The organism is Gammaproteobacteria bacterium, from assembly GCA_013151035.1.
GTDB lineage: Bacteria > Pseudomonadota > Gammaproteobacteria > JAADJB01 > JAADJB01 > JAADJB01.
On record JAADJB010000054.1, the window covers coordinates 22,854 to 49,415 of the forward strand.

The following is a 26,562-nucleotide window of genomic DNA, read 5'->3' on the forward strand; positions in this document are numbered from 1 at the left end:
CCTTATATATCCAGTAATAGTCGATGAGGTTCTTCTAGTGATTGTTTGATATTTACCAGGAACTGTACCGCATCACGACCATCAATAATGCGATGATCGTAGGATAGAGCGAGATACATCATTGGACGAATCACAATCTCACCATTCTCGACCATCGCACGTTGCTGGATATTATGCATACCAAGAATAGCGCTTTGTGGTGGATTGAGTAGTGGTGTGGATAGCATAGAACCAAATACTCCGCCATTGGTAATGGTGAAGGTGCCACCGAGGAGTTCATCCAGATTCAGCTTGCCCTCTTTTGCGCGTAGTGCAAAATTAGCAATGGCCTGTTCGATCCCGGCAAAGCCCAGTTGGTCGGCATTGCGTATGACCGGCACCACCAGTCCACGCGGGGAGGAGACGGCAATACTGACATCATAATAGTCATGGTAAAGAATATCGTTATCTTCAACCGAGGCATTCACAATCGGGAAGCGTTTTAATGCCTCACAGACGGCCTTGACAAAAAAGGACATGACACCTAGTTTGATGCCGTGTTTTTTCTGAAAGGTCTCCTGATAGCGTTTACGCATATCCATGATAGCCTGCATATTGACCTCATTAAAGGTCGAAAGAATCGCGGCGTTATGTTGTACCTCTACCATGCGTTCAGCAATCTTTGCCCGCAGTCGACTCATGGGTTCACGCCGTACCGCAGGTGTTGTGCCTGCTGTTGTGGCAGGAGGTGGACGACTGCTATCGGCAATGGTGTTATTGGTTTTCTGTTGCTCGATATATTGCAGGACATCCGCCTTGAGAATACGCCCGCCTTTACCTGTGCCATTAATCATGGCGGGATCGAGATCATGTTCAGCAACAAGATTTCGTACTGCCGGGGTTAGTACAATATCCTTCGTATCTTTACTTGCCGCTGTCGATGCGGGTTTATCCGCTGTTGTGGGTGCAGACTGCTGACTATCAATGGTGCCTAGAGGCTCTTCACTGGCTACTATCTCACCCTCTTGTTTAAGGATGTGAGTGAGCACGCCATCTGTGGTGGCAGGAACCTCGAATACCACCTTATCGGTTTCGATGTCGACTAGTATCTCATCTCGTTTAACAAAATCACCTTCTTTTTTATGCCAAGTGGAGACTAGACCATCGGTAACGGATTCTGGTAGTACGGGAACACGAAGCTCATCGCTCATGAGGGGACCTCCTGTATAGGACCTTTTAGTGCGGCATCAATGAGTGCCTGTTGTTGTTCAATGTGTAGACTAAACATGCCAACAGCGGGTGCCGCTGAGGCTTCTCTGCCCGCATAGCCAAGATTTTGTTTGTTATGGAGACAGAGGCGGAAACGATGCTGGATCTGATACCAGGCACCCTGATTCTGTGGTTCTTCCTGACACCAGATAATCTCTTTTGCCTTTTTATACAGTGCCAATTCCTGTTTGAGTTGTTGCTCTGGAAATGGATACAGCTGTTCAATACGAATAATGGCGACCTGTTTGAGGCTCTGTTTTTCACGTTGTTCCAGCAGGTCGTAATAGACCTTGCCTGAGCACAGGATAATTCGTTTTACATTTTTAACATCAGCCTGATCATCGCCAATGACATTGTGAAAACCCTGTTGTGAGAGTTGTTCCAGGCTGGAGGTTGCCAGGCGGTGTCTTAACAGGCTCTTAGGTGTAATTATAATCAGTGGCTTACGATAAGGCCGGATCATCTGACGGCGTAGCAGGTGAAAGATCTGTGCCGGTGTACTGGGTATGCAGACCTGCATATTATCCTCGGCGCAGAGTTGCAGATAGCGTTCAAGACGTGCTGAGGAGTGTTCGGCTCCCTGACCTTCATAACCATGAGGCAGCATTAATACCAGGCCCGACATGCGTCCCCACTTTAATTCGCCTGAGCTGATAAATTGATCAATAACAACCTGTGCACCATTGGCAAAGTCACCAAATTGCGCCTCCCATATTGTTAATGAGGAGGGATCAGTGGTGGCATAACCATACTCAAAGGCAAGCACCGCTTCTTCCGAGAGTAAGGAGTCAATGACGATAAAGCGGCCCTGCTTTTCGCTGACATGTTGTAACGGGACATAAGATTTGCCATCTACCTGATTATGTAAGACGGCATGACGATGAAAGAAGGTGCCACGTCCGCTATCCTGACCCGAGAGACGAATCTTGTAGCCATCGGCTAACAGGGAAGCGTAGGCCATGGTTTCGGCAAAACCCCAGTCACAGGCGACAGCCCCTGCTGCCATCTTGCCTCTCTCTTTAATAATATTGCTGACCCTGGGGTGCAGTTCAAACCCGGTCGGTAGTTTGAGTAGTTGTTGGGCGAGCTCGCGTAGTCTTTTTAGTGGTAGATGGGTATCAATGTCTTGATCCCAATGGCTACCTTTATATTGATCCCAGTCTACCGGGAAGGCGTGTATCGAGCCAGGTACGGAATGGGGTGATACGCCCTTTTCTTGTTCCAGTGCACTACGGTATTGTTCGCGCATGGCGTCGGTCTGTTGGGATGTAACAACACCGGCATCAATTAATTTTTTGGCATAAATTGATAATGTGGTCGCATGGGCGCGGATTTTTTTATACATCAAGGGTTGTGTTGTGGCAGGCTCATCCGCCTCATTATGACCATGACGGCGATAACAGAGCAGGTCAATCACGACATCCTTGTTGAATTCCATACGGAAGTCCAGGGCCAGGCGGGTGACAAATAATACTGCCTCAGGATCATCACCATTAACATGAAAAATAGGTGCCTGTACGGTCTTGGCAACATCGGTACAATAGAATGTTGAGCCGGTATCCAACGGGTTACTGGTGGTAAAACCGATCTGATTATTAATAACGATATGTACAGTGCCACCGGTAGTAAAGCCCCTGGCCTGAGACATATTTAATGTTTCCATGACCACGCCCTGACCGGAGAAAGCGGCATCACCATGAATGGCAATGGGTAGTACCTGATTGCCATGATGATCATTGCGGCGTTGTTGTCGGGCGCGCACCGAGCCTTGTACTACCGGGGCGATGATCTCAAGGTGAGAGGGATTGAAGGCTAGTGTGACATGAACGGGGCCACCAGGTGTCTGGGTGTCGGCAGAAAAACCTTTGTGATATTTAACATCACCGGAGCCAACCAGTTTTTTCTTGCCAGGTTTGCCTTCAAATTCCTGAAACAGGGTGGAGGGTAGCTTGCCCAGAGTATTGATGAGCACATTCAGTCGACCACGATGAGCCATGCCAATAACGACTTCTTTTGCCGTTTGAGTGCCTGCCTGCAAGATGATTTCATCCAGCAGCGGGATCAAACTCTCAGCACCTTCCAGTGAGAAACGTTTTTGACCGACATAGCGAGTATGGAGATAGCGTTCCAGTCCTTCGGCGGCGGTGAGTCGTTCCAGTATATGTTTTTGTGTCTCGGGTCGGATGGCAGGGCGGCCATCAGGTGTCTCGATACGTTGTTGAATCCAGCGTTTTTCTATGGTGTCCGTAATGTGCATGTATTCCAGACCGAGGCTACCACAATACAGGTCTTGTAGACGTTGCAGGATCTCTGACAGTTTTTGTTGTTTGGGGCCAACCAGTGAGCCAGTATTGAATGAGGTATTGAGGTCGCGCTCGTCAAGTTGATGATATTTGAGGCTGAGGTCAGCAATAACGGGGCGTTCACGCAGGTAGAGTGGATCAATATCAGCTTGTTGGTGCCCGCGGACACGGTAGGCATTGATCAGTCGTAGAACCTGGCTTTGTTTTTCAGCAGAATCACAGGCTAGATCATTTCCCTGGGTAAATTGACAGATGCCGGTTGTGATGGGTTGATGCGCAGGCTTGAGTAATTCAAGAGTCTGTGCGGCATCACCTTGTTGCAAGTGAGAGAAGTAGTCTTGCCACTGTTTGCCAACCGAGCCTGGATCTTCCTGATAGTCCAGGTACAAGCCCTCAATATAGTCAGCATTGACGCTAAATAACAGCGAATGTTCTTGTAGAATCCGGTGTATGTCATGCATATTAGAGAGTAATCCATGGTCTCAGCCTCAATTAGGCTAAGTATGTACTTTTTTTAGGTTATTATACAAGTGTTAAAAGATACGAATGAACGGATAAGGGGATAAAGCGTATGCATAAAGCGGGACAACAATTGATCATATTAATGGTGTGGTTATTTGCGCTGCCAACAATGGCGTTAGCAGACAAGGTTGAATATGACGAGGGTATTGAATACCAATTGGTTATACCGGAGCAGGCGACAGTCGATTCGAACAAGATCGAGGTGTTGGAGATATTCTGGTATGGCTGCCCACATTGCCATCGTCTTGAACCCTTGCTGGAAAAATGGATTAAACAGCAGAAGGATGATGTTGTCTTTGTGCGCCTGCCGGCATTATTAAATCCGCAATGGGAGACTTTTGTCCGTGCCTATTATACGGCTCAGCTTTTAGGTGTGTTAGACAGGATACATCGTCCTTTATTTGATGCTATTCATATTAAGAAACAGAATCTAAATGGTGAGGCGGCTTTGGCGCGGTTCTTTGCTGAATTTGGTGTGGATAAGGATCTGTTTCATAAGACCTATAACTCTTTCGGGGTGATGACCAAGGTCAATCAGGCACGTCAGATGACACGGCGTTATGGTATCTCGGGTGTGCCAACGATGATTGTGAATGGTAAGTATAAGACCTCGGCGCGTTTGACGGGGGGGCACAGGGGGATGTTGAAGGCGGTTGATTACCTGGTTGAGATGGAACGGAAAAAGAAGACAAGGTAGGGTGCGTACTACGCACCAATAGGTTTTGCTGGGTAATGACAGGTAGGGTGCGTACTACGCACCAATTAGATTATTCTGAGTAATGACAGCAGGACAGTGGAAAAAATATGAAGGCAGCAGAACTGTTTATACGTTGTTTGGAGAACGAGGGTGTGGAATACATCTTCGGGGTGCCGGGTGAGGAAAATCTGGATTTTATGGATGCCTTGCTGGATTCAAATATACAGTTTATTACTACTCGGCATGAACAGGGCGCGGCCTTTATGGCGGATGTCTATGGTCGGCTGTCGGGTAAGGCGGGTGTCTGTTTATCCACGTTGGGGCCGGGTGCTACTAATCTGGTGACGGGGGTTGCGGACGCTAATCTGGATCATGCACCGGTGGTGGCGATATCGGGTCAGGCGGATACTAATCGTCTGCATAAGGAATCGCATCAGGTGCTGGATCTGGTGCAGATGTTTCAGCCTATTACCAAATATGCCTCGCGTCTGCCGGTTGCTGAGATTATTCCTGAGGTGGTGCGTAAGGCATTCAAACTGGCGCAGACTGAAAAAACGGGCGCAACCTTTATTGAGTTTCCAGAGAATATTGCTAAGGCAGAGGTTGAAGGATCGCCGTTGCCGGTGAAGCATGTGGTGTGGCCGGAGCCTTCTGCTGAACAGGTACAAGATGCGGCTAAATTAATTTCATCGGCACAGAACCCGATGATCCTGGCGGGTAATGGGGTTGTGCGCGCCCGTGCCTGGCAGCAGTTGGCGGAGTTTGCCGAGCAGTTGAATATCCCGGTAGTGAATACCTTTATGGCGAAGGGTGTGGTGCCCTTTCATCATCCCACAGCACTGGGTAGTGCGGGTCTACAGTCCAAGGACTATATCAATATTGGTTTTGACCGTGCCGATGTGATTATTTGTATTGGTTATGATCTGGTGGAGTATCACCCTTATCTGTGGCATCCAACGCGTGATCGCCTGATTATCCATATTGATACCAGTCCGGCTGAGGTGGATGCCTGTTATCCCATCGAGGTGGGTATTGTGGGTGATATCAAGCATAGCCTGTTGCAAATTATGCAGCAGGCCACACCTCATGCTGGACATCTGATGCGACCATTACGCAAGGCGCTGATAGAGGATATGAATCAGCATAGTCAGGATGATGGTTTTCCAGTTAAGCCACAAAAGATTATTTGGGATCTGCGTACCGCGCTGGGGCTTGAGGATATTGTGATCTGTGATGTGGGCGCACACAAGATGTGGATGTCGCGTATGTTTCGTTGCGAGCACCCGAGTACCTGTATTATCTCGAATGGCTTTGCCAGCATGGGAATTGCGGTGCCCGGTGCGATTGCCGCGAAGATGGTTAACCCGGATAAAACTGTGGTGGCAGTCACGGGTGATGGTGGCTTTATGATGAACTCGCAGGAGATCGAGACCGCTATACGTTTGAATATTGCTATTGTGATCTTGATATGGAATGACAATGGTTATGGTCTGATTGAATGGAAGCAGCAAAATCAGTTTGGTCGTCAATCCAATATCCGCTTTGGTAATCCTGATTTTGTGAAATATGCTGAGTCCTTTGGTGCGAAGGGCTATCGGGTTGAATCGGCGGCAGACCTGATGCCGATCCTGAAGCAGGCAATGGCTGATAATACGGTGAGTATCATTGATTGCCCAGTGGATTATAGTGAAAACATGAAATTAACCGAACATCTGGGCAAAATTATTTGTACCACCTGATGAATTATCTTATGCGGGAATCGTATTTGAATGTCGTGATATTGGATGTCTCTATTTCTTTAAAATCTGGATGTAGTGGGTTGAGCAAATAATTATGTTCACTTTCAATCACTACGCTGGGAATTTGCAGTATTAGGGATTCTTGATTGCTCAACCAGTCATTGCCAATGATTTGTGTTGTTGGAGTCATTGAGGGTTGTGTCCAGTCATCGGGTAGATCATCTGGATCTATAAGAATGATGTGCTCATCATTAAACGTGACTTCTATTTTCGAAAAGCAATTCAATACTGAAATAGAATCCAGATAAACCAGGAGCTCCAGCGATGCGGTCGCAAGATTACCGCCAAGATAGACAACGCGGTGACCCTTGGTGTTCCAGCGTCCACCATGCAAAAATGCCCCTTCGCCGGATAGCATTTCCTGGGGGCTTTTTGCAAACTCAGGGTCGGCTACACGCCATCCAGTCGGCATTAACTAAAGACACCGTGTCGAATACGACCGATTAGGTCTTCAACCTCACGAGCACCGATTTCTGTTATGGCGTGCTGCAATGGTGTTTCACCGCCAAAGATTTCCATGGGCTTTTTGAACCAGCTAGCGGCACGATTAGAATCTTTTTGCATCATCTCAGTGGCTTTGGTCATGAGTTCGGCATATCGATAAACGCGATCAGACTCGTTTGGCAACAACTTACCCTTATTCAGCCGGCGCCTTAATGTTGATTGAGGAATACCCATTAGTTTGTACCCTTCGCTCATCGGGATATCATAGGCTTTTGTTACCATTTCAAATGCGGTGGCTTCAATCCCGTCTTTGATTCGGTTGATGAGAACTTCATGAATGAAGCTGTTACGTTCAGCACGGCGTTTTAGTTTACCAATAGTTCTAATATCTTTGGTTCGAAAGATAACGCGCCCTTTTAATGTTTCTGTTATTGGGATGAGGTCGTCATTATCCTCAGCTTGTTGAAGTAATGCATGTATATCTTTTTTCTGCATGCGTGAGGGTATGGGTGTTTTCTGCTTAGTTGTCTTTGTGGTTATATGGTTTTTTTCAGTAGTCATATGGTTATAGTAGCAGAGTCTGCAAAATCATGAAGCTTTTTTGTTTTTCAGCTAACACAAAGGTTCCTTAATGAAGAGTTCTTTAGTAAGTAGTACACACCAGACCTTGTCATATTCATGTCATAAATACGAAATATACTGAGGCTATAAACTGGTTTCTCTATTCGGGTGAATTTTATGAAGCTCAAGGTTGTTACGCAGCTTGTTTCTCTGTTAATTATTGTCTTTACAGCACTTTCTATTATCGTTGGTTTCTGGGGTTGGCGGCAGATGGATCGCCCTTATCAGATCTACCAGGATTTCTATGATTTCAAAGGTATTATCAATACCGATGTCTATATAAAACTTGAACAATATCTTGGTTCAGGTGATGCCGGTTTATTGCAGGCGGTGGATAATACACTCAAGGTATTATCGCAACGCCAGCTGACATGGTTGTCTGATGAAGATAATGACAAGATACAGGCCGCTATTGCAGTTGTGGGTAACAATGTATATCAGGTGCGGGAGGCAGGCAAGCTGGCTGCTAATCCAGAAGCCTTGTTATCTCAGAATGAGAGAGAGCGGGTGGGTGATGTATCCAGTTTGCTTGCTTATGTGGATCAGTCATCTGTTTCATTGCAGATAAAAGCGGCTTATCTGGGGTTGTTGACGAGGTTAGGTACCGGCTTGCAACAACTGGGTTATCTACGCCAACGTTACATACAAACCAGTGATGATGCATTGAGAGAAAACCTGGTTCTGGCGAATACAGCTTTAGCAGAATTAGCGCAACAATTATACGCCTTGCCTGGTCTTGGCTTAATACAGGCGCCTGATGAATATGATTTTGATGCCGAGTCAGTGGATCTTGGGCAGGAGGCAATTGATAGTCTGGATTCTTTAACCCGACGTTACTTGAAAGAGTTATCCAATACACAAGGAATGCAGGTTCGGATTATGCATAGCCGTAAGTCGCTGAAGGGATCAATTGATAATTTGGCGTTGGTGTTCGGTCAGTATGCGGGGCATATTGACCTGATAAAGGCATCAATCACTCAGCAAGTCGGGTGGTGGATATTAATCTCGGTTGGGATCATTGTTTTATTATTAGTCCTCTCATTTGTATTGCAGAAAAAAACCCTGTCTTTTTTATCACAGCTAGTGCCATTTTTTGTCAGCATGGCGCAAGGTCGCTTTGATGAACGAATTGAGTGTCAGGATAAATTTTATGAGATAGAGGCTGTCAAGCAGGCGGGTATTCATTTGCAACATTATCTTGAGGATATGATTGGGCAACTGGAGCAGGAGGCTGAACAAATTTTGCAGTCGGGTCGTAAGGTACAGGGTGTCTCCGACCAGGCATTCCATTTTGCACAGCTTCAAAATGAGAAAACAGAGGCGGTCGCTTTATCGGTTAATCAGTTATCAGAATCTTTTACCGAGGTGGCACATAATGCGGCTAATGCCTCTGATTCAGCACAAGAGGCTAATGATGCAGTGCGTGAGGCTAATGATAAGCTGGAGCGTGCGACACAAAAAACAGATCAACTATCATCCGATATTTTATTGTTAACCGATCTTATGCGCCGTTTGGAGCAGGATAGCAGTGCCATTGAATCGGTGCTGGATGTGATTAAGGGTGTGGCCGATCAAACGAATCTGTTGGCATTGAATGCTGCTATTGAGGCAGCACGGGCAGGTGAGCAAGGCAGAGGTTTTGCTGTTGTTGCTGATGAGGTGCGCCATCTGGCACAGCGCACCGCTCAATCAACTGAAGAGATACAAACGATTATCCTTAATCTGGCAATTACGGCAAAAGAGGCAACCACAGCCGTTGAATTACAAAGCAATGCTGCGATTGATTGTGTTGACCATAACCAGCAGGCGCAGACAGCTCTAAAGCCCGTAGTGACCGCAGTAGAAACAATCTCTAATTATAATATGGGAATAGCCTCTGCGACCGAGCAACAATCTGTGACGGCGGAAGAGGTAGCGAGAAGTACCGGAGAGATCCAGCAACATGCTAACGAGGTTATTCAGAATATGCGGCAGGTTCAGGATGCCAGTGATGGGCTCAATAATGTGAGCCAGGCGCTTAATCAATTAGTGAATCGATTGAAGTCGGCCTAACAGTAACCCGTTTCATTCTTCCAGAAGGTGTGTTCCGGGTTGAGCAAGTCGGTGTGGGGCATATAATGGCTGCCATCACATGAGAAGGTCAGTGATACAAGGCCGTTGAAGATATTGATGCTGGCGGAACGAAGATAGATAACATCATCAATGAGTCTTAATTTGCAAAATATTTCAAGAATACTATCTATCTCTTCCGCATTTATTTTTGCCTCGTTGGGATAAGGTTGATCTGGATAGGTGTGTAACAGACTAGCTCGAGTTAACATTGCGTTATCAAGAAGCCGATATTTTAGTGGTGATTTAGTAAACCAGACCGTTGCACGCGAACTGGAAAAGTGCAGGTTCATCTGGAATGCACCATGGTATTGTATTAACGCGCTGATATTTTTCATGACCAGATTGATTTGTTGATCCATCATGCTTTCTACTCGCTCCTGACTAAACAGGCCACCACGAATAGCGGGATCACCCTTGAGTTGTAGCCATTGGTTAGGTTCGTCATAGATGGATGTCGGGCGTTGTTGTTGTTTGATATTGCGCCTGGCACCAGAGTTGCTGGTTAAATTATTTATGCCACTATCTCCTGTATCTTCGTATTGTGTGGACGGTGACGTTGTTCAATATATAGGGAATTCCCCTCCTGTTTTTTTGCCATGTGTTTGGCATCACTCGCGAGCTCAGCCACCTCATGATGGCTCTTGAAGTCTGAGATGTTAGGCCTTACACAGCCGATAGAAAGGCTGAGTAAGGGGAAGAATATGTGCTTTCCGCTTCTATCCTGTGACCAGATACCATTGTTTTCATGATCCTTTCGTTTGTAATAATGACGAACCTGCTTGTTGAATTGTTGCAGGATTAGTTCACAACGATCCTTCCAGTCAACGCTACGGAATATAATAATAAAATCATCACCACCAATGTGACCGACAAAGTCCATTTCATTATTGCTGGCATTACACAGGATCTCAGCAAGCCCCTTGATGACCTGATCGCCCTTTTCATAACCATATTCATCATTGTAAGGTTTGAAATTATCAAGGTCACAATAAGCAATAACAAATTGTTTTTTCTGATACAGCAGCTCATCCAGTTTTTCATAGATGGGAACATTACCGGGTAGTAGCGTTAGTGGGTTGGCGTAATGGGCATTACGCACCTGTAGCTCAGTTATTATCTTGAGCAGGTCGATGACTGATCCCATTCCGCAGTAGTCACCTTTTTTAGTGATAATGAAATCCAGCGATTTATCTTGCTGCATTTTTTCACTGACCAGTGTGCTGGCATCTTCAATCGCTAGTTGTGAATCCAGCATCAGGGGATTAGTATCAAGGAAATGGGTAATCAATTTTTTACCATGAAGATCACGCCCATAACGACTGAGCATAAGGTTGGTAAGAGTATTGCGTCGAACAAGTCCTAATGGACGATTACCATTAACAACTGGCAGTGCATCCAGTTGCGGGGTGCTATGAAATATTTGCGCAACATCCTCAATCGTAGATGAGGCATTGATAGCCGTTATACGTTGTAACAGGTCGCCAACAAGTTTTGATGATGTATTGCTTCTATTACGGTGCTGAATGATCTCAAGACCATTCTGAAACAGGTTTGTATCTACGCTGGTTTTTGGTAGTGCTGAAGGCCTGGCAAAGTAGTAGCCCTGGCAGAACTCCAGCCCCATCTTTTTAATGATGCGATATTCTTCGGCAGTTTCTACACCTTCGCCAATCACCTGGCAATTGAGTTCGATAGCAATATTGTGGATGGATCGAACGAATTCCTGTTTTACCTTGTCTTCATGGATATCCTGCATAAAGTGGCGGTCTATTTTTACATAATCAGGGCGTAGTTCAGACCACATACGTAGCCCCGCATAACCTGCGCCAAGGTCATCAATAGCAATCTCAAACCCCATATTGTTATAGTGATGCAGTGCTTCACGAACCACATCGTAATTATCTACAGGATATTGTTCGGTGAGTTCAATGACAACGCGCTCAGGTTCAAGGCCGATCTTTTTCAGGGTATTGAGAGTGCAACCCGGACGAAAATTGGGTTGAAACAGTGTTTCTGGGCTGGCATTAAGAAAAAGTTTTCCGGGAAGATTGAGGTTTTTGAATTGAAGAATTGAGACCTCGCGACATAGCAACTCCAGTTCGACCAATCGACCATAACGCACCGCTGTTTCGAATAGTGTTACCGGTGAGTGTAAAGGAGTGTTGGATGGGCCACGAATCAATGCCTCATAACCAAATATTATCCCCGCCTTATTAGCGACAATAGGTTGAAATAATGCCGTCAACCGTTGTTCGCGAATAATACGTTCCAGGCAGTTTTCCAGAGATCCATCCATTGCTATGTTTTTATCGTTATTCATATTATTGAATTACTTTATGCTATGTATTTTTTTGAATTGGCTAATTAATGCAAGTGGGCGTTGCTTTTTATTGGACTTGTTCAGTACATAGACAATGGTTTTTCCATTTGGACCCGCACCGATCTGCGTGAGTCGATAGACGGCTTCACCAACCTGTTTAAATGAAATGAGATCCTGCCATGAATTGAATACATAGATTCGTCCATCAGTCTGAACTTCGCCATAAAATGGATCAGCACCCGTTAGCTTACCGTGATACATATCCATGCTGGCAATACCGGAGGTCTTTTTCTTGTCTTCTTTAGTTAGGCCAAAGACCAGGGTCTTGCCGTGAGGGCCTGCGCCAATGAATACCTTGCGGTAGGCAGTCTCACCGACCTCGAGAAAGGTCAAATAGGTATTAGTATCATCGAATACATAGATGCGACCTTCATAATCAGCCTCATAGTAATCATTATTGTTGAGTGGTTTGGCTACGGTTTTGGTATCATTTACGCCAGTTGATACGCAAGCTGAAAGTATCAGGCCGCTGCTAATGATGGCTGCGCTCAGAAAGCGGTTAAAATGTATAGGCATGATCATCTCCTGTTTATAATCTTTTACTATTCTCATAGTGTAGGGAGATGATGTGACAGAAAGATGAATCTCTTATGACAATCTGGTGTTTTTATTCTTTTTTATTATTCTCCAGATCATCCCATCGAGTATAGGCACTATTTAACTTTTTCTCGATGGATTTTAATCTTTCTTCATCTTTGGCTATATCGTTACCATTACGCTGATAAAATTCAGGTTGAGCCATGGCATCATGTAGTTGCTGTTGCTGTTGCTCTAGTTTATCAATCTGCTGAGGAAGTTCATCTAGTTCGCGTTGATCTTTGTAGTTGAGCTTGTTTTTTTTAACAGCAGACTTTTCTTTTTTAGTGAGGCCTTTTTTTTTCGCGGTATTTTTTTTATTTTCCTTAATGGGTGGTTGGTATGAGCCAACGTATTCGTTAATGATCCCATCGCCTTCAAACACTAGTACGCTGGTGACGACATTATCAATGAAGGTTCGGTCATGGCTAACCAGTAACAAGGTGCCTTCGTAGTTCAGTAATAATTCTTCCAGCAGTTCCAGGGTCTCAATATCCAGATCATTGGTGGGCTCATCCATAACCAGGAGATTGGATGGCTGGGTAAAGATCTTTGCCAGTAACAGGCGGTTTCTTTCTCCACCCGATAGAGCCTTGACGGGGGTGCGTATACGCTCGGGGGTAAACAGAAAATCCTGTAGATAGCTGATAATATGTTTTGACTGACCATTGATGGTGACATGGTCACTACCACCAGCGACATTATCCATAATGGATTTGTTTTCATCCAGTATATTGCGGTGCTGGTCAAAGTAGGCAATATCCAGTCGGGTGCCAATGCTTACTGTGCCCTGTTGGGGCTCAAGCTTTTCCAGTAACAAATTTAACAAGGTGGTCTTGCCGGCACCATTGGGGCCGATAATGCCAATCTTATCACCGCGTATAATGGTGGTGCTGAGGCCTTTCACGATAGGCGTATCATCATACTGATAACTGATATTATCGGTCTCAATAACCCGCTTGCCAGATGACTCGGAACGATTCGACTGTAGTTGTACCTTGCCTGATTGCACGCGTCTAGCCTGACGTTTGTCACGCATCTCTTTTAACGCGCGTACCCGCCCTTCGTTGCGGGTACGGCGCGCCTTGATGCCCTGGCGAATCCAGACTTCCTCTTGCGCTAGCTTTTTATCAAATAAGGCATGCTCTTTTCTTTCAGAATGCAGAGCCTCTTCTTTATGACGCAGATATTGCTGATAGTCTCCGGGCCAACTGGTCATATTCCCACGATCCAGTTCAATGATGCGAGTCGATATCTTTTGCATCAGGCTACGATCATGGGTAATGAACATCAGGGCACCACGATAGCTGAGAAGGAATTCCTCTAGCCACAGGATGGCATCAATATCCAGGTGATTGGTCGGCTCATCAAGCAGCAATAGATCGGGCTCCTGTACCAGGGCACGGGCGAGTAATACCCGACGTTTCAGACCACCGGACAGGCTGCTGAATTCTATATCAGCGGGTAGCTCAAGGCGCGACAGGGTGGCATCAACCAGTTGGCTGACGTGCCAGCCATTATTCGCCTCCAGTTGATGTTGCACCTCGGCCAGTTGATCCAGCAGGTCATGGTTGCCCTGATCAATCTCATGGATCAGGTGGTGATATTGTTGTAAAAACTTCCCTTGTTGGTCGAGTCCAGAGGAGACCACATCATAGATGCTTCCTTTCGTCTCTGCGGGCACCTCCTGGTCAAGATAACTGATCTTGATACTCTGTTGTTTCTCGATAACACCATCTTCTGGTTTGAGAGCGCCGGTGAGTAGTTTGAGTACAGTGGATTTTCCTTCACCATTTCTGCCCAGCAGGCAGAGGCGTTCACCCTTGTCGATACTGAGGTTAATTTGGTTGAGTAATAGTGGTCCACCAAAGCTGAGTGAGACATCGCGTAGAGTAATTAAGGGCATAGGGTATATGATACCTGATTATCCTCTTTTTGATGTAATAATATGATTGCTTGATAAGTTCGAGGCATGAATTGCCCTTCTCTAACAGAGACACGCCGTGAAACCATCCATGGTGGCTCGACAGCCGCGTCCATGCGGCTGACGGTCTCTGTTAGAGAAGGACAATCCTTGCCTCTTGAGTTAAGGGAATAGCAGTGATAAATAGCCTATAATCTAAATAGAAGTTCCTTAAAAGCAGGAGGTTGTGATGAGAAGTTTGTTGAGGTGATCGCTTCCGTTTATATTGGTTATGAAGCCGGTTTTCTGGGTGGCTTAGTCGGTGCCGTATAGGGCTTTATTGATGGGGCGATAGGCGGGCTGATTATTGCTGTTATGTATAATACTGTGACCAGGAAGTAAATGATGGGTGATGATCTCGATCAATACAAATGCTTGTTAAATCAACGAATGGAGGCACTGGACGAACTGGAGAATGAGCTACAACATACGGGGAATACGGTCGAGCTTGATCAGACCTGTATTGGACGCTTGTCTCGTATGGATGCAATGCAGGCTCAGGCGATGGCTCAGGCTGGACAGCAGCGCTGTTTACTTGAACGACAGCAGATTCAGTCGGCACTACAGCGCCTTGCAGTGGGTGATTATGGTTATTGCCTGATATGTGATGAGGCGATCCCGTCACTGCGTTTGCAGGCAAATCCTGCTGCACCGTTATGTATTCAATGTGCCTCTGCGCATGAATAGATTATGAATGATTTTGATCAGGCCGTGTGTCTCTGTGGGAGTGGTGATGAATATAAGGATTGTTGTGGTCGATTTATTCGTGGAGATAGAGTCGCCAGTACGGCTGAACAGTTGATGCGTTCCCGTTATACGGCTTATGCCATTAAAGATTATGCTTATGTGATGCGAACCTGGCTACCTTCGACCCGACCCTCATCGCTGGATGATGATAATCAGCCACAGTGGTGTGATCTTGCGATTATTTCAGCAGAGGCGGGTCAGGTTCAGGATAGAGAGGGCTATGTAGAATTTGAGGCGCATTACAAGCTTGATGGCAGACCTGGCAAGATGCATGAGCGAAGTTATTTTGTGAAACAGGAGGGCTGCTGGTTTTATGTGCAGGGTAAGATCGGGTGAAAGTGCCCGTTAATAATGAGGCGGTGTCTCATATTGTGATTCTGCTCCATCGGCAGGATTTATTGCCCTTAATTGTTGGCTGAGACGTTTAATAACCTCTTCTTGTAACCGTAACATGCGTTCTTGCCCCAGATTAGCATGAGTAAGTTCATCCATGCTGGCCTCCATATGTGCAATACGGATCTCCAGATCTTCCATGCGTTGTTCGAGATTGTCTGTGTTCATATAGCTTATGTTACTTCATTATTGGTTTTATACACAGTATAAGCGTGCTTCTCTATGTGTAATTCTGGGCTAATCGTTTTATACTACCCCTGTTGAGAAAGTTAAATTATAAATAAAGGATGGTGTTCGGATGGGTAAGCAAGTGATATTTTACAATGAGGTTGTAGCAGTCTCTTCAGAAACGCACAGTGATTGGTCTGTTGAGGTTGAGGGTGATTATAGTTATGCCAAAGAGGCTAATGCGGTTCCGTTAACTGCCGTTGAATTCAGACAGGCAGCCTTTGAGTACGGCATCGTCTTTGTTGAAGATGATAATGGCGTTATGCCAGCGGTTGTGCTGGGTGTCAATGATAATGAAAGTTTCTATGTCAATCAGGATGGAAGCTGGGATGCCAACTATATCCCCGCCTTTGTTCGTCGCTATCCTTTTGTTTTTTCGAGAAGTGAAGATGGCGCGACAAATACTCTGTGTATTGATGAATCCTTTGCCGGTTTTAATCAGGATGGGAAGGGTGCTGCACTGTTTGATAAAGAGGGTAAACCAACGACCTACACGACAAATGTGCTGGAGTTTCATAAGGATTTCCAGTTACACGATAGCCTGACCCGTGCTTATTGTAATAAACTTAAGGAACTGGAGTTGCTGGAGCCCATGCAGGTTAATTTTAGCCTTCGTTCCGGTACTAAGCGTCAATTGGGCGGGTTTATGGTGGTAAATCGTGAAAAATTAATGAACCTGCCTGCTGATACCCTGGCTGGGATGGCAAAGACAGAAGAGCTGGAGATGACTTACCTGCATCTGCATTCATTAATGAATCTGCATAAGTTGGGTGAACGTTTATCTGATGAGGAAGAAGCAGCCGCTTAAAAGAACCGTTTGTAGCAAGAACCATAGAAAAGCAGTCTGTTCAGGCTGCTTTTTTATTTGAGACTTGTTTTATCTGGCGCGCCCGACAGGAGTCGAACCTGTGACCTTCGCCTTCGGAGGGCGACACTCTATCCAGCTGAGCTACGGGCGCAAGGGCTGTAAGGATACATGGATCGTTAGTAGAGGGCTAGAGGTATAGATCAGGTATATTCATCAATATAGCTGCCGGCACTGCTGACTTCGCTATATGAACTGGTTCTTCTTGGATCGGTGTAGACAACATTATCGCCACTATCAAATGCCTGTTGCGAGGCATCACTTTGTTCTGATGGATTGTTTTCATCGTCACGAACGGCCTGTTGTGCTGCTGCATCTGCCTTACTGACCGGTTCGGGAGGACGGCGTGTTTCAGCTTGCGGCTGTACCTCGGGTGGCTTGGCCGGTTCCTGGGGGTTCGGCATGATGGCGGGTGTGGTTGCAACGATCATTCAGGTTTCCATAGATAAGTTAACGATTACATTAGGTGTTTACGGCAGGTTTGCGCTAAATTGTAGCAGGTAATTAAAACCGGGGACAGAGACCACGATTAATTGCGCGCAATTAATCGTGGTCTGTCCCCGGTTTTCTCGGTTTTATCCGTCCAGCATGTTGCGTAGATTCGAGAGGTAGGCCTTGCCACGTTCTTGTTGTTGTTCGGGTGTTTTTTCTGAGGTTTTGCCTTCCCATTCGAGATCATCAGCGGGTAGCTCTTCCAGGAAACGGCTGGGTTCACATTCCTGCCACTCACCAGCGCGTTTACGTTTTTTGGCATAGCTAATGGTCAGGTTTTTTTGTGCACGGGTAATGCCGACGTAGGCGAGGCGGCGTTCTTCTTCAATGCCTTCTTCCTCTTGACTGTTCCTGTGCGGTAGCAAGTCTTCTTCAAAGCCACTGAGAAAGACATGGGGGAACTCCAGACCCTTGGCGGCATGCAGGGTCATCAGGTGGACACAGTTCTCATTCTTTTCATCGTCCTTATTTCTATCCAGGATATCCATCAGGCTGAGTCGATTAATCAGGTCGGTCAGGCTTTTGTCGGTATCTCCTTGTTTGGCAGCCTTTTTTAGCCATGCCAGCAGATCCTCAACATTCTTCCAACGACGTTCGGCATCATCCGGGTCTTTGCTACGCTCTGTAATCCAGCTCTCGTAGTTGATTTCTTTGACCAGTTCTTTAATCAGGCTGACCGGTTCTTTTTCCTGAGCGCGTAGGCTCAGTTCATGAACCCAGTCAGAAAAGCTCTGCACACGTAGGCAGGCACGCGTACTCAGGTGTTGCTTGAGCTCAGGATGTTGGGCGGCATTGAGCAGACTCAAACCCTGCTCACCGGCAAAAATCGCCAACTTTTCCAGTGTGCTCATGCCAATCTCACGCCTTGGGGTATTGACCGCGCGCAGGAAGGCGCGGTCATCATGGTCGTTGACCAATAGCCGCAGGTAGGCGACCAGATCCTTGACCTCGGCATATTCGAAGAAGGACATGCCGCCACTGAGGTGATAGGCAATACTGTGTTCACGCAGCACCCGCTCAAAGGGACGCGATTGATGATTGCCACGGTACAATATGGCGTAGTCGCCATCTTTGCTGTTGTGGGCAAAACGGTGGTGCAGGATCTCGGAGACGATACGCTCGGCCTCGTGGTCGCCATCCTTGCAGGCCAGGATCTTTAGCGGGTCACCATAACCCAGTTCAGACCACAGGCGCTTTTCGAACAGGTGCTTATTGTTTGATATCAATTGGTTGGCACATTTCAGGATGCGTCCACTGGAACGGTAGTTCTGCTCCAGTTTGATCACCTTGAGACGCGGAAAGTCCTCACCCAGGCGATTCAGGTTTTCGGGCTGGGCGCCGCGCCAGGTATAGATGGATTGATCGTCATCACCCACCGCAGTAAATAGTCCTAACTTTCCCACCAGTTGGCGTACCAGTTCATATTGCGCGCTATTGGTATCCTGATATTCATCCACCAGCAGGTAGCGGATCTGTAGCTGCCAGCGTTCACGCACCTCATCATTGTCCTGCAACAGGTACACCGGTTGGGAGATCAGGTCATCCAGATCAAAGGCATTATAGGCGTGCAGGGCACGTTGATATTCTATATAGAGATGTGCTGCTACGGTTTGTTGGTTATCTTCCGCCTTAAATAGCGCGCCTTGGGGTGTAATCAGGTCATTCTTCCAGTTTGATATCTGCCAGCGTACCGGATCGGCCTCGATATTCAGTTTTTGTGATCGAATCAACTCATTGAGTAGCTGGGTGCAGTCCTGATAATCGAAGATGGAAAAGCCTTTACGGTATCCCAGGTGTTTGTGCTCACGCTTGAGGATGGTGAGTCCCAGGGTATGAAAGGTGGATATCCTGAGACCGCGCGAGGCCTTGCTATCGAGCAGGTTGGATACCCTTTCACGCATCTCCCGCGCCGTCTTGTTGGTAAAGGTAACGGCACTGATATGTTTGGGGCTAATGCCCTGTTGCTGAATCAGGTGGGCAATCTTATAGGTGATGACACGGGTCTTGCCACTGCCAGCACCGGCAAGTACCAGTAAAGGGCCATCAACATGATGGACGGCATCACGCTGGCGAGGATTGAGGCTAGAAATGGACACAGATATTCTTTTTGATCAGGCTTCAGGAAGAGGAGATTGTACTCGTTCGGATGGATGTGTGTATGAAAATATGTTGCCTTGACACCCTGTAATAATGAACTAATCTTATATTCAAGAGATAAATTGATTTATTGTTTATCTTTCTTCAAGACAAGATGTCGGTAAAACCGGCAGAGGAGTCGATCATGAGTAAGGATATCAACATTGTAGACATTATCGTCCATCTCCATCCAGAGAATTCCTGTGATGACACAGATAAGATTGAGCAGGAACTGCGTGATCGTGATGGTGTGGTTTCCGTGCATTTTAATGCAGAGGCACATCCCCATGCCGTTGTTGTAGCGTACAACCCGGATGCTGTTACCTCACAACAGTTACTTGCCGGGATCAGACAATGTGACAAGGCAGCAATGATGGCAGGTCTGTAGCTTTTGCAAGGGAGGGTTGATTGTGATGGCGGGGCTGGAGGTTTTTTATCCGGCCCTTGTGCTGTGATATGTTAAAAAAGCATAAAATCACATGGCTGATCATCGCTGTTGCAGCCATTGGGTTTTTGGCTTGGCGCATGATCAGGTCGATGAATATCTTTGTCGTCTCGGAGGCGTTTGAGATGCCGGTTGATACCACCGAGATACCGGCATTGTTGAATACCTTGAGTGCCAAAGAATGTGCGGCATGCCATCAGGAATTTTATGATGAGTGGTCGACTACCATGCATAGTCAGGCATGGACAGATCCTTGGCCCCTACGGTGATACCCAGGCAACCACGTAACTATTCTTTTGAATATTCTAGCAAGGGTAAGGTTAGACCGACAGCCGTTGAAGTGACTGTGCGTTATCATCTGATGGATATAAGGCGCCACGAACGCATCAAGCACAAGAACGTGGTGCCTATATCCTATGAGGTTTATCGTGAGCGTGTGGCTATTTAGCTTTTATCCTTACGACGCGCGACAGCAACCAGACCTAAAAGACCTGAACCAAACAACCAGGCTGCTGCAGGAATGGGCACTACGGATGCGTTAATGGTGTCAATCCTGAAACTATCGGTATCACCATCGGCCCAAATCAATATCTGTGTGCCGGCTACGTTGTTAAATGTATATTCATCAAACTGTCCGGGTACACCGGTGGCCAGTGGTGAAATATCATTGGCATTGAAGTCTGTAAGGATATTGACCCCATCGACTGTCAGATTAAAATCATCGCCAGCTGATGATGTGAAGGAGTCAAAATTGATGTAATTCAGACTGATGACCTGATCAAATGTAAATAACAAGCCTTCATCAAGATCAGTGCTACTATTGCCTCCATCCATATTAGTTCCATCGCTAGGGTCGCTAACGACACCTAAATTACCCGATGTTGAGCTGCTGACGTAGATACCATTACTACCTGTTAATGCGGTTGAAAGAACCACATCACCATTGGTATCAAGAGTAATCGTGTATGCTTGTACATTAACGTTTATGCCACCTGATGTCATACTGACACTATCGTTGATACTGCCACCAGTGACACCCAGATTGGTATAATTAAAGTTAAAGACCGCAGCAGAAGCGGTATTTATTACCAATACGGGTAATAGACTTATCAGGCTTTTCATTATCGTTTTTTTATTCATTTTAATCTTCCTCGTTATGTTAAATAACCTTCAAACTACAGTGTTTTGTTGCAATATCCATTCCAAATTTATTAATTCTTTAATATTCATTTAGTTATGTGATGATGGGTTAGGTTATGTAATGACTGGTTTGATAAGAGTGTAATATATTCTGACATCATTGCCCTGGTTAGCTCACCGCAGTTTTTTTATAAATACTATAAAATACAGTGTGTTGTTAGTGGGTTTTGGCATAGTTAGCGAGGCGCTGGTAAGTGTAAGATATTTTGACAGGTCTGTGGGTGGTATCCATGGCTCTACAGACATCGATATTGTACTGCCTCAGCCAGGTGATGTTGTTGTATCTGTGGCTCTTGTTGTAGGTCGGCAATGGTTCTGGCGACCTTGAGGATACGGTGGTGGCTGCGGGTGGAGAGGTGGAATTGTTCCAGCATCTGTTGCAGGAATTGTCGGTTTTTAGTTGATAGCGAGCAATAGCTATCGAGGTGTTGGTGAGACAATTGTGCATTGATGCATTGCCCTCGCGCCTGTTGCAGATCACGCGCCTGAATGACCCGTTGCAGGATCTCACTGCTGGGTGTTTCGTGGTGTTCCTCTAGTTGAGAGAAATGGATTCTAGGTAGATGGATTTGCAGGTCGATGCGATCTAATAGTGGGCCGGAGATCTTGTGACGATAGCGTTGAACCTGTTCACTGCTGCAATTACAGTCTTTATCGGGATCACCCAGATAACCGCAGGGACAGGGGTTCATCGCGGCAATGAGTTGAAATCGGGCAGGGAAGCGTACTTGTTGGGCGGCACGGGAGATGGTGATGGCGCCGGACTCAATGGGTTCACGTAATACCTCCAGTGTTTTGCGGCTGAATTCGGGAAGTTCGTCCAGAAACAGGATGCCGTGGTGGGCGAGGGAGACCTCGCCAGGTCTTGGGTGGGAGCCGCCGCCAGCAATGGCAATGGATGATGCGGTGTGATGGGGGCTACGAAAGGGACGTTGTTTCCAGTTTTCGTGTTTGAATGGGGTGTGGCTCAAGCTAATGATGCTAGCGCTCTCCAGTGCTTCATTATCACTGAGCGGTGGCAGTATGCCCGGCAGGCAATTGGCGAGCAGGGTCTTACCGGTACCCGGAGGCCCTTGCATCAACATACTGTGACCACCCGCTGCGGCTATCTCCAGTGCGCGTTTGGCGGCATGATGTCCACGCACATGAGCAAGATCGGGGTATTTGGGGGTATTAATCAGAATGTTGCCTTGGTAGTCGGGGAGTCGTTGGCTGTGATTCAGGTGGGCGGTGACATCCAATAGATGGCCAGCGGCATGAATTCGGGTTTGTTGGGACAGACTCGCCTCGTGGGCATTTTCCAGTGGTAATATCAGGGTGTGTTGGCTGGCACTGGCGTGTATGGCGATGGGTAAGATGGATTTAATCGGGCGTAACAGACCTGATAGTGCTAATTCTCCAATGAATTCATATTGTTCCATCTCTTTGTCGGGGATCTGTCGGGACGCGGCGAGGATGCCGAGGGCAATGGCAAGGTCAAAGCGGGTGCCTTCCTTGGGAAGATCGGCAGGAGCCAGGTTGATGGTGATGCGTTTTTGTGGAAACTCAAAGTGGCTGTTAATAATGGCAGTGCGTACCCGATCCTTGCTTTCGCGTACGGCAGTCTCGGCCAGTCCTACGATGGTCATACCGGGCAGACCGTTGCCTAAGTGTACCTCGATGATAACGACGGGTGCATCAATGCCAAGACTGGCGCGGCTGTATAGGGTTGCGAGTGACATGGATTCCTTTCCTTATTTTCACCCATTCCATTGGGTGTGTTACGTAGGTCGGGTTTACCCAAGGGAGCCCGACAATATTTATTTGATAATTTGTGCCTCAAGCTCTGTTACACGGCGCTCCATTTCCTTGAGTTTCTTGCGGGTTTTTTCCAGCACCAGGCGCTGCACCTCAAATTCCTCATGGGTGACCAGGTCAAGTTTACTCAGGCTGGCTTGCAGGGCGGCATGCAGGTTCTTGTCCAGATCCTGTTGCAGTTCGCGGATACCCGAGGGCACATTGGCGGATACCTTGCGGGCGAGTTCATCAAATATCTTTGGATCAATCATAGGGTAGATCCTACGCATTCATCGCCGGTGCGTCTAGTACCCGCTTTCTGTGTGGCCGCACTCTTTTAGTGCGATGTACCGCCATGATGGGGCTGGTTAGCGATGTATTAGTGCAGTAAGCCTATTGTGTAGGCTGTGTGTTACTTGCTAATTCATTGTTTATGTTGTATTTTATCAGATTGGCACAAGCCTTGCTAAAGTTTTAGGTATCCATTTATAAAAAATGGAACTATTTTTGGTTTTTTTAAATAAATACAGGAAACAAGAGATGAATAAATTTACAAAAAGTATAGTTGCCGGCGCATTAGTTATGGGCTCTTCAGCAGCTATGGCGGAGATTACAGCAAACGTGGCATTAACAACCAACTATGTCTTTCGTGGTTTAACCCAGACGGTTAATGATGGCGCTATTCAAGGTGGATTTGATTACACCCACGAATCCGGTTTTTATGCCGGTACCTGGGCATCTAATGTTAATTATGGCATGGCAGACTCAATCTCCCTGGAAGTAGATACCTACTTTGGTTTTGGTGGTGATCTGGGTAATGGTGCCTCTTACGATCTGGGCTTTATTCGTTATAACTACGATGGTGATTCCAGTGTAAATATCAACGAAGTTTATGTCGGTGTCGGTTATGACTTTTCCGAGACCATTAGTGGTTCTGCCAGCTATGCCTATAGCTCAGACTATGGTTCAGGTCTGGATGCATCCTATTTATCTGCTGGTGTAGATGTTGTTTTACCTGAAGGCTTTGGTGCCAGCTTTACACTTTCCAGAGCGGATGGTGATACTTACGGCGCCAATGATTACCTTGATTTCAAACTGGGTCTGACCAAGTCTTTTGAAGGTCTTGATTTTGAAGTTAATTACACCGATACCGATCTGAGTGCAACGCAAGCAGTTAATAATGACAATAGTGGTCGTTTCATGCTGACTGTTTCCAAGAGCCTTTAAGGTTTATAACCAATGGGTCTGCCTGTCTTGGGTAGGCCCTGGTTTCATACGAGGATAATGAGATGAAATTATTAACCGCAATTATTAAGCCTTTCAAACTAGATGATGTGCGTGAGGCACTTTCCGAGATTGGTGTGCAGGGTATTACTGTCACTGAGGTCAAGGGTTTTGGTCGTCAAAAAGGTCATACTGAATTGTATCGTGGTGCAGAATATGTTGTTGATTTTCTGCCTAAGGTGAAGATTGAAGCGGCTATTGATGATGGTCTGGTAGAACAGGTTATCGAGGCTGTCAGTAAGGCAGCGAATACCGGTAAGATCGGTGATGGTAAGATCTTTGTCTATAACCTTGAACAGGCTGTGCGTATTCGTACCGGTGAGTCTGGTCCAGAAGCACTATAAGAGAGGGTAAGATAATGGAAGGATTAAGTGAAGTAAGTTATGCGCTCGATACGTTTTATTTTCTGGTAATGGGTGCGTTGGTGATGTGGATGGCCGCAGGCTTTTCCATGTTGGAGGCAGGTCTGGTTCGAGCCAAGAATACGGCTGAGATCCTGACCAAGAATATCGCCTTGTATGCGATTGCCAGCATTATGTATATGCTGATTGGTTATAGCACAATGTATCCGGGTGATGCCGCTATTAGTGCTCTGTGGCCAGGTCTAGGTGGTGTTCTGGGTCTTGCAGATAACAGTGCTGCATCCGTTACATCGGGTGCTGATGGTGCACCTTATTACTCGGTATTATCCGATTTCTTCTTTCAGGTTGTTTTTGTTGCGACAGCGATGTCTATCGTATCCGGTGCCATTGCTGAGCGTATGAAGCTGTGGTCATTCCTGGTATTTGCTGTGGTGATGACGGGTTTCATCTATCCAGTACAGGGTTATTGGAAATGGGGCGGTGGCTTCCTGGATCAACTGGGATTCCTGGATTTTGCAGGTTCTGGTGTGGTTCATCTTTGTGGTGCCGCTGCGGCTCTGGCGGGTGTTTTGCTGCTAGGTGCTCGTAAGGGTAAATACAGTGAAAATGGTGAGGTTCATCCTATTCCGGGTGCCAATCTACCCATGGCAACTTTAGGTACCTTTATCCTGTGGTTGGGCTGGTTTGGTTTCAATGGTGGTTCTCAGTTACAGATAACAGGCGTAGAAAATGCCAATGCGGTGGCTCTGATCTTTGTTAATACCAATGCGGCTGCTGCCGGTGGTGTGGTTGCTGCCATGCTGGCTGCGCGTATGTTGTTTGGTAAGACGGATCTGACCATGGCATTGAATGGTGCGCTGGCAGGTCTGGTTGCTATTACGGCTGAACCCTTAACGCCAACGCCTTTACTGGCTACCATGATTGGTGCGATTGGTGGTGTTCTGGTGGTGTTCTCAATCGTGAGCATGGATAAGTTCCGTATTGATGATCCTGTCGGTGCAATCTCGGTGCATGGTGTCGTGGGTATGTGGGGTCTGATAGCGGTTGTGTTATCAAACCCTGATGCGACGCTGGTTGCTCAGTTAACTGGTTTGGCGACTATCTTTGTCTGGACCTTTGTCATGAGCCTGATTGTTTGGGGCGTGATCAAGGCGGTCATGGGTATCCGTGTTAGTGAAGAAGAGGAATATGATGGTGTGGATCTGGCCGAATGTGGTCTGGAAGCCTATCCTGAGTTTACCAATAAGTAGTTATATCTCTGCCATGGATGGTCAGCGGGCGCCTTGTGCGCCCGTTTTTATTGACAACAAGGAATAATAACTGATAGAATTAGTCAGGTATTATTTGAAATTAGATAGGTGATGGAAATGGAAGTTGAAGTAAATGGTAAAACCATTGAATTAAGCGAAGCCGGTTGGTTATTAAACCTGGATGAGTGGAATGAAGATCTTGCGGTTGAGGTTGCAAAGAACGAGAATGTGCCTGAGATGACGGATGAGCACTGGGATATCGTGAATACAGCCCGCGAGTTATTTGTTGAAAATGGCGTTGTCTCTGAGCCACGTGCCTTTAGCAAGATTATGAAGGGTAAATTTGGCAAGGATCGTAGTAGTCAGAAATATATCTATTCCCTGTTTCCTACGGGCCTGATCAAGTGTGCTAACAAGATTGCCGGTTTACCGCGTCCGAAGGGGTGTAGTTAAGCCTTCGCTTTACGCATACTGTGTTACATTGAAGGGGCGACTTTGGTCGCTCCTTTTTTTGTTTTTGTAATAATAGTCTCTGTTTGGTTCGAGCCATCCCTGGCTCTTGAGTGAATGAGTTTTGTTGGTGCGCAATGCGCACCCTACCGGGTGAAATTTATTGGGTGTTGATTGGGGTAGGGTGATGAGATGGTCTCCTCCCCCTTTAATACGGCGTCGTAATGCGCCATGATGGAAGTTCAACATACCATCAACATAAAGAAACG

General features: G+C 46.5%; 27 protein-coding genes and 1 tRNA gene. 13 read left to right on the top strand and 15 right to left on the bottom strand.

Annotated features, from left to right (window positions below):
- Positions 1-2 precede the first annotated feature (2 nt).
- Positions 3-1,190 carry a 2-oxoglutarate dehydrogenase complex dihydrolipoyllysine-residue succinyltransferase gene (gene odhB, locus GXP22_11745; GenBank protein NOX10132.1) on the bottom strand — a complete coding sequence of 396 codons (1,188 nt, stop codon included), beginning with the start codon at positions 1,188-1,190 and terminating at the stop codon, positions 3-5.
- Positions 1,187-4,012 carry a 2-oxoglutarate dehydrogenase E1 component gene (locus GXP22_11750; protein ID NOX10133.1) on the bottom strand — a complete coding sequence of 942 codons (2,826 nt, stop codon included), beginning with the start codon at positions 4,010-4,012 and terminating at the stop codon, positions 1,187-1,189. The genes odhB and GXP22_11750 overlap by 4 nt, the downstream gene beginning before the upstream one ends.
- A gap of 110 nt (positions 4,013-4,122) precedes the next feature.
- Here GXP22_11750 and GXP22_11755 point away from each other — a divergent pair, with 110 nt between their 5' ends.
- Together GXP22_11755 and GXP22_11760 are read left to right on the top strand one after the other, a co-directional pair.
- Positions 4,123-4,770: a thiol:disulfide interchange protein DsbA/DsbL gene (locus GXP22_11755; GenBank protein ID NOX10134.1), complete on the top strand. Its 648-nt coding sequence runs from the start codon at positions 4,123-4,125 to the stop codon at positions 4,768-4,770.
- A gap of 107 nt (positions 4,771-4,877) precedes the next feature.
- Positions 4,878-6,509: an acetolactate synthase large subunit gene (locus tag GXP22_11760; GenBank protein ID NOX10135.1), complete on the top strand. Its 1,632-nt coding sequence runs from the start codon at positions 4,878-4,880 to the stop codon at positions 6,507-6,509.
- 4 nt (positions 6,510-6,513) lie between these two features.
- Here GXP22_11760 and GXP22_11765 read toward each other — a convergent pair whose 3' ends face one another.
- Both GXP22_11765 and GXP22_11770 read right to left on the bottom strand, forming a co-directional pair.
- Positions 6,514-6,981, bottom strand: a complete 468-nt coding sequence (locus GXP22_11765) for an RES family NAD+ phosphorylase (GenBank protein NOX10136.1) — start codon at positions 6,979-6,981, stop codon at positions 6,514-6,516.
- Positions 6,981-7,574: a DUF2384 domain-containing protein gene (locus GXP22_11770; protein NOX10137.1), complete on the bottom strand. Its 594-nt coding sequence runs from the start codon at positions 7,572-7,574 to the stop codon at positions 6,981-6,983. Before GXP22_11770 ends, GXP22_11765 begins: the two co-directional genes overlap by 1 nt.
- 177 nt (positions 7,575-7,751) lie before the next feature.
- On the opposite strand from GXP22_11770, the gene GXP22_11775 reads away from it, so the two are divergent.
- On the top strand, positions 7,752-9,686 hold the full coding sequence (locus tag GXP22_11775; protein ID NOX10138.1) for a methyl-accepting chemotaxis protein: 1,935 nt from the start codon (positions 7,752-7,754) through the stop codon (positions 9,684-9,686).
- On the opposite strand, the gene GXP22_11780 is transcribed toward GXP22_11775, so the two are convergent.
- The 4 genes from GXP22_11780 to GXP22_11795 form a co-directional block, all read right to left on the bottom strand.
- Positions 9,683-10,108 (bottom strand): hypothetical protein, encoded by a 426-nt coding sequence (locus GXP22_11780; protein NOX10139.1) that lies wholly within the window; start codon positions 10,106-10,108, stop codon positions 9,683-9,685. The two genes, GXP22_11775 and GXP22_11780, sit on opposite strands and share 4 nt — an antisense overlap.
- Positions 10,109-10,257: 149 nt before the next feature.
- Entirely contained in the window at positions 10,258-12,042 is a 1,785-nt protein-coding gene (locus GXP22_11785) for a GGDEF domain-containing protein (protein ID NOX10140.1), read from the bottom strand.
- A 33-nt stretch (positions 12,043-12,075) separates the two neighbouring features.
- Complete coding sequence (locus tag GXP22_11790; protein ID NOX10141.1) at positions 12,076-12,642, bottom strand: hypothetical protein; 567 nt, start codon at positions 12,640-12,642, stop codon at positions 12,076-12,078.
- Between the two features lie 91 nt (positions 12,643-12,733).
- Positions 12,734-14,608, bottom strand: a complete 1,875-nt coding sequence (locus tag GXP22_11795; protein NOX10142.1) for an ATP-binding cassette domain-containing protein — start codon at positions 14,606-14,608, stop codon at positions 12,734-12,736.
- A gap of 402 nt (positions 14,609-15,010) precedes the next feature.
- Here GXP22_11795 and GXP22_11800 point away from each other — a divergent pair, with 402 nt between their 5' ends.
- Complete coding sequence (locus GXP22_11800) at positions 15,011-15,352, top strand: TraR/DksA family transcriptional regulator (protein ID NOX10143.1); 342 nt, start codon at positions 15,011-15,013, stop codon at positions 15,350-15,352.
- A 3-nt stretch (positions 15,353-15,355) separates the two neighbouring features.
- On the top strand, positions 15,356-15,748 hold the full coding sequence (locus GXP22_11805) for a hypothetical protein (protein ID NOX10144.1): 393 nt from the start codon (positions 15,356-15,358) through the stop codon (positions 15,746-15,748).
- A 9-nt stretch (positions 15,749-15,757) separates the two neighbouring features.
- On the opposite strand, the gene GXP22_11810 is transcribed toward GXP22_11805, so the two are convergent.
- Entirely contained in the window at positions 15,758-15,973 is a 216-nt protein-coding gene (locus GXP22_11810) for a SlyX family protein (GenBank protein ID NOX10145.1), read from the bottom strand.
- Positions 15,974-16,103: 130 nt separating this feature from the next.
- Between GXP22_11810 and GXP22_11815 the strand changes: the two genes are divergently transcribed.
- Positions 16,104-16,841, top strand: coding sequence for a SapC family protein (locus GXP22_11815; protein NOX10146.1), 738 nt, complete (start codon positions 16,104-16,106; stop codon positions 16,839-16,841).
- Between the two features lie 74 nt (positions 16,842-16,915).
- On the opposite strand, the gene GXP22_11820 is transcribed toward GXP22_11815, so the two are convergent.
- From GXP22_11820 to rep, 3 genes are all read right to left on the bottom strand, one after another.
- Positions 16,916-16,992 (bottom strand) — tRNA-Arg (locus GXP22_11820).
- 49 nt (positions 16,993-17,041) lie between these two features.
- Positions 17,042-17,329, bottom strand: a complete 288-nt coding sequence (locus GXP22_11825; protein ID NOX10147.1) for a hypothetical protein — start codon at positions 17,327-17,329, stop codon at positions 17,042-17,044.
- A 144-nt stretch (positions 17,330-17,473) separates the two neighbouring features.
- Positions 17,474-19,480: a DNA helicase Rep gene (gene rep / locus GXP22_11830; GenBank protein ID NOX10148.1), complete on the bottom strand. Its 2,007-nt coding sequence runs from the start codon at positions 19,478-19,480 to the stop codon at positions 17,474-17,476.
- Positions 19,481-19,671: 191 nt separating this feature from the next.
- Between rep and GXP22_11835 the strand changes: the two genes are divergently transcribed.
- The 3 genes from GXP22_11835 to GXP22_11845 all read left to right on the top strand — a co-directional run bounded on the left by GXP22_11835 (position 19,672) and on the right by GXP22_11845 (position 20,419).
- The gene (locus GXP22_11835) at positions 19,672-19,914 is read left to right on the top strand and encodes a hypothetical protein (GenBank protein ID NOX10149.1); all 243 of its coding nucleotides are present in this window, start codon (positions 19,672-19,674) and stop codon (positions 19,912-19,914) included.
- 68 nt (positions 19,915-19,982) lie between these two features.
- Positions 19,983-20,240: a hypothetical protein gene (locus tag GXP22_11840; GenBank protein ID NOX10150.1), complete on the top strand. Its 258-nt coding sequence runs from the start codon at positions 19,983-19,985 to the stop codon at positions 20,238-20,240.
- On the top strand, positions 20,213-20,419 hold the full coding sequence (locus GXP22_11845) for a hypothetical protein (protein NOX10151.1): 207 nt from the start codon (positions 20,213-20,215) through the stop codon (positions 20,417-20,419). Before GXP22_11840 ends, GXP22_11845 begins: the two co-directional genes overlap by 28 nt.
- Here GXP22_11845 and GXP22_11850 read toward each other — a convergent pair.
- The 3 genes from GXP22_11850 to GXP22_11860 form a co-directional block, all read right to left on the bottom strand.
- Positions 20,416-21,111: a VPLPA-CTERM sorting domain-containing protein gene (locus GXP22_11850; GenBank protein ID NOX10152.1), complete on the bottom strand. Its 696-nt coding sequence runs from the start codon at positions 21,109-21,111 to the stop codon at positions 20,416-20,418. The genes GXP22_11845 and GXP22_11850 overlap by 4 nt on opposite strands.
- A 296-nt stretch (positions 21,112-21,407) precedes the next feature.
- The gene (locus tag GXP22_11855; GenBank protein ID NOX10153.1) at positions 21,408-22,892 is read right to left on the bottom strand and encodes a YifB family Mg chelatase-like AAA ATPase; all 1,485 of its coding nucleotides are present in this window, start codon (positions 22,890-22,892) and stop codon (positions 21,408-21,410) included.
- 78 nt (positions 22,893-22,970) lie between these two features.
- Complete coding sequence (locus tag GXP22_11860; GenBank protein ID NOX10154.1) at positions 22,971-23,219, bottom strand: accessory factor UbiK family protein; 249 nt, start codon at positions 23,217-23,219, stop codon at positions 22,971-22,973.
- A 268-nt stretch (positions 23,220-23,487) separates the two neighbouring features.
- On the opposite strand from GXP22_11860, the gene GXP22_11865 reads away from it, so the two are divergent.
- From GXP22_11865 to GXP22_11880, 4 genes are all read left to right on the top strand, one after another.
- Entirely contained in the window at positions 23,488-24,174 is a 687-nt protein-coding gene (locus tag GXP22_11865) for a hypothetical protein (GenBank protein ID NOX10155.1), read from the top strand.
- A gap of 62 nt (positions 24,175-24,236) precedes the next feature.
- Positions 24,237-24,575: a P-II family nitrogen regulator gene (gene glnK, locus GXP22_11870; protein NOX10156.1), complete on the top strand. Its 339-nt coding sequence runs from the start codon at positions 24,237-24,239 to the stop codon at positions 24,573-24,575.
- A 14-nt stretch (positions 24,576-24,589) separates the two neighbouring features.
- Positions 24,590-25,843: an ammonium transporter gene (locus tag GXP22_11875; protein NOX10157.1), complete on the top strand. Its 1,254-nt coding sequence runs from the start codon at positions 24,590-24,592 to the stop codon at positions 25,841-25,843.
- A gap of 117 nt (positions 25,844-25,960) precedes the next feature.
- A complete protein-coding gene (locus GXP22_11880) occupies positions 25,961-26,296 on the top strand; it encodes a TusE/DsrC/DsvC family sulfur relay protein (GenBank protein ID NOX10158.1) in 336 nt (111 codons plus the stop codon).
- Positions 26,297-26,562 lie beyond the last annotated feature (266 nt).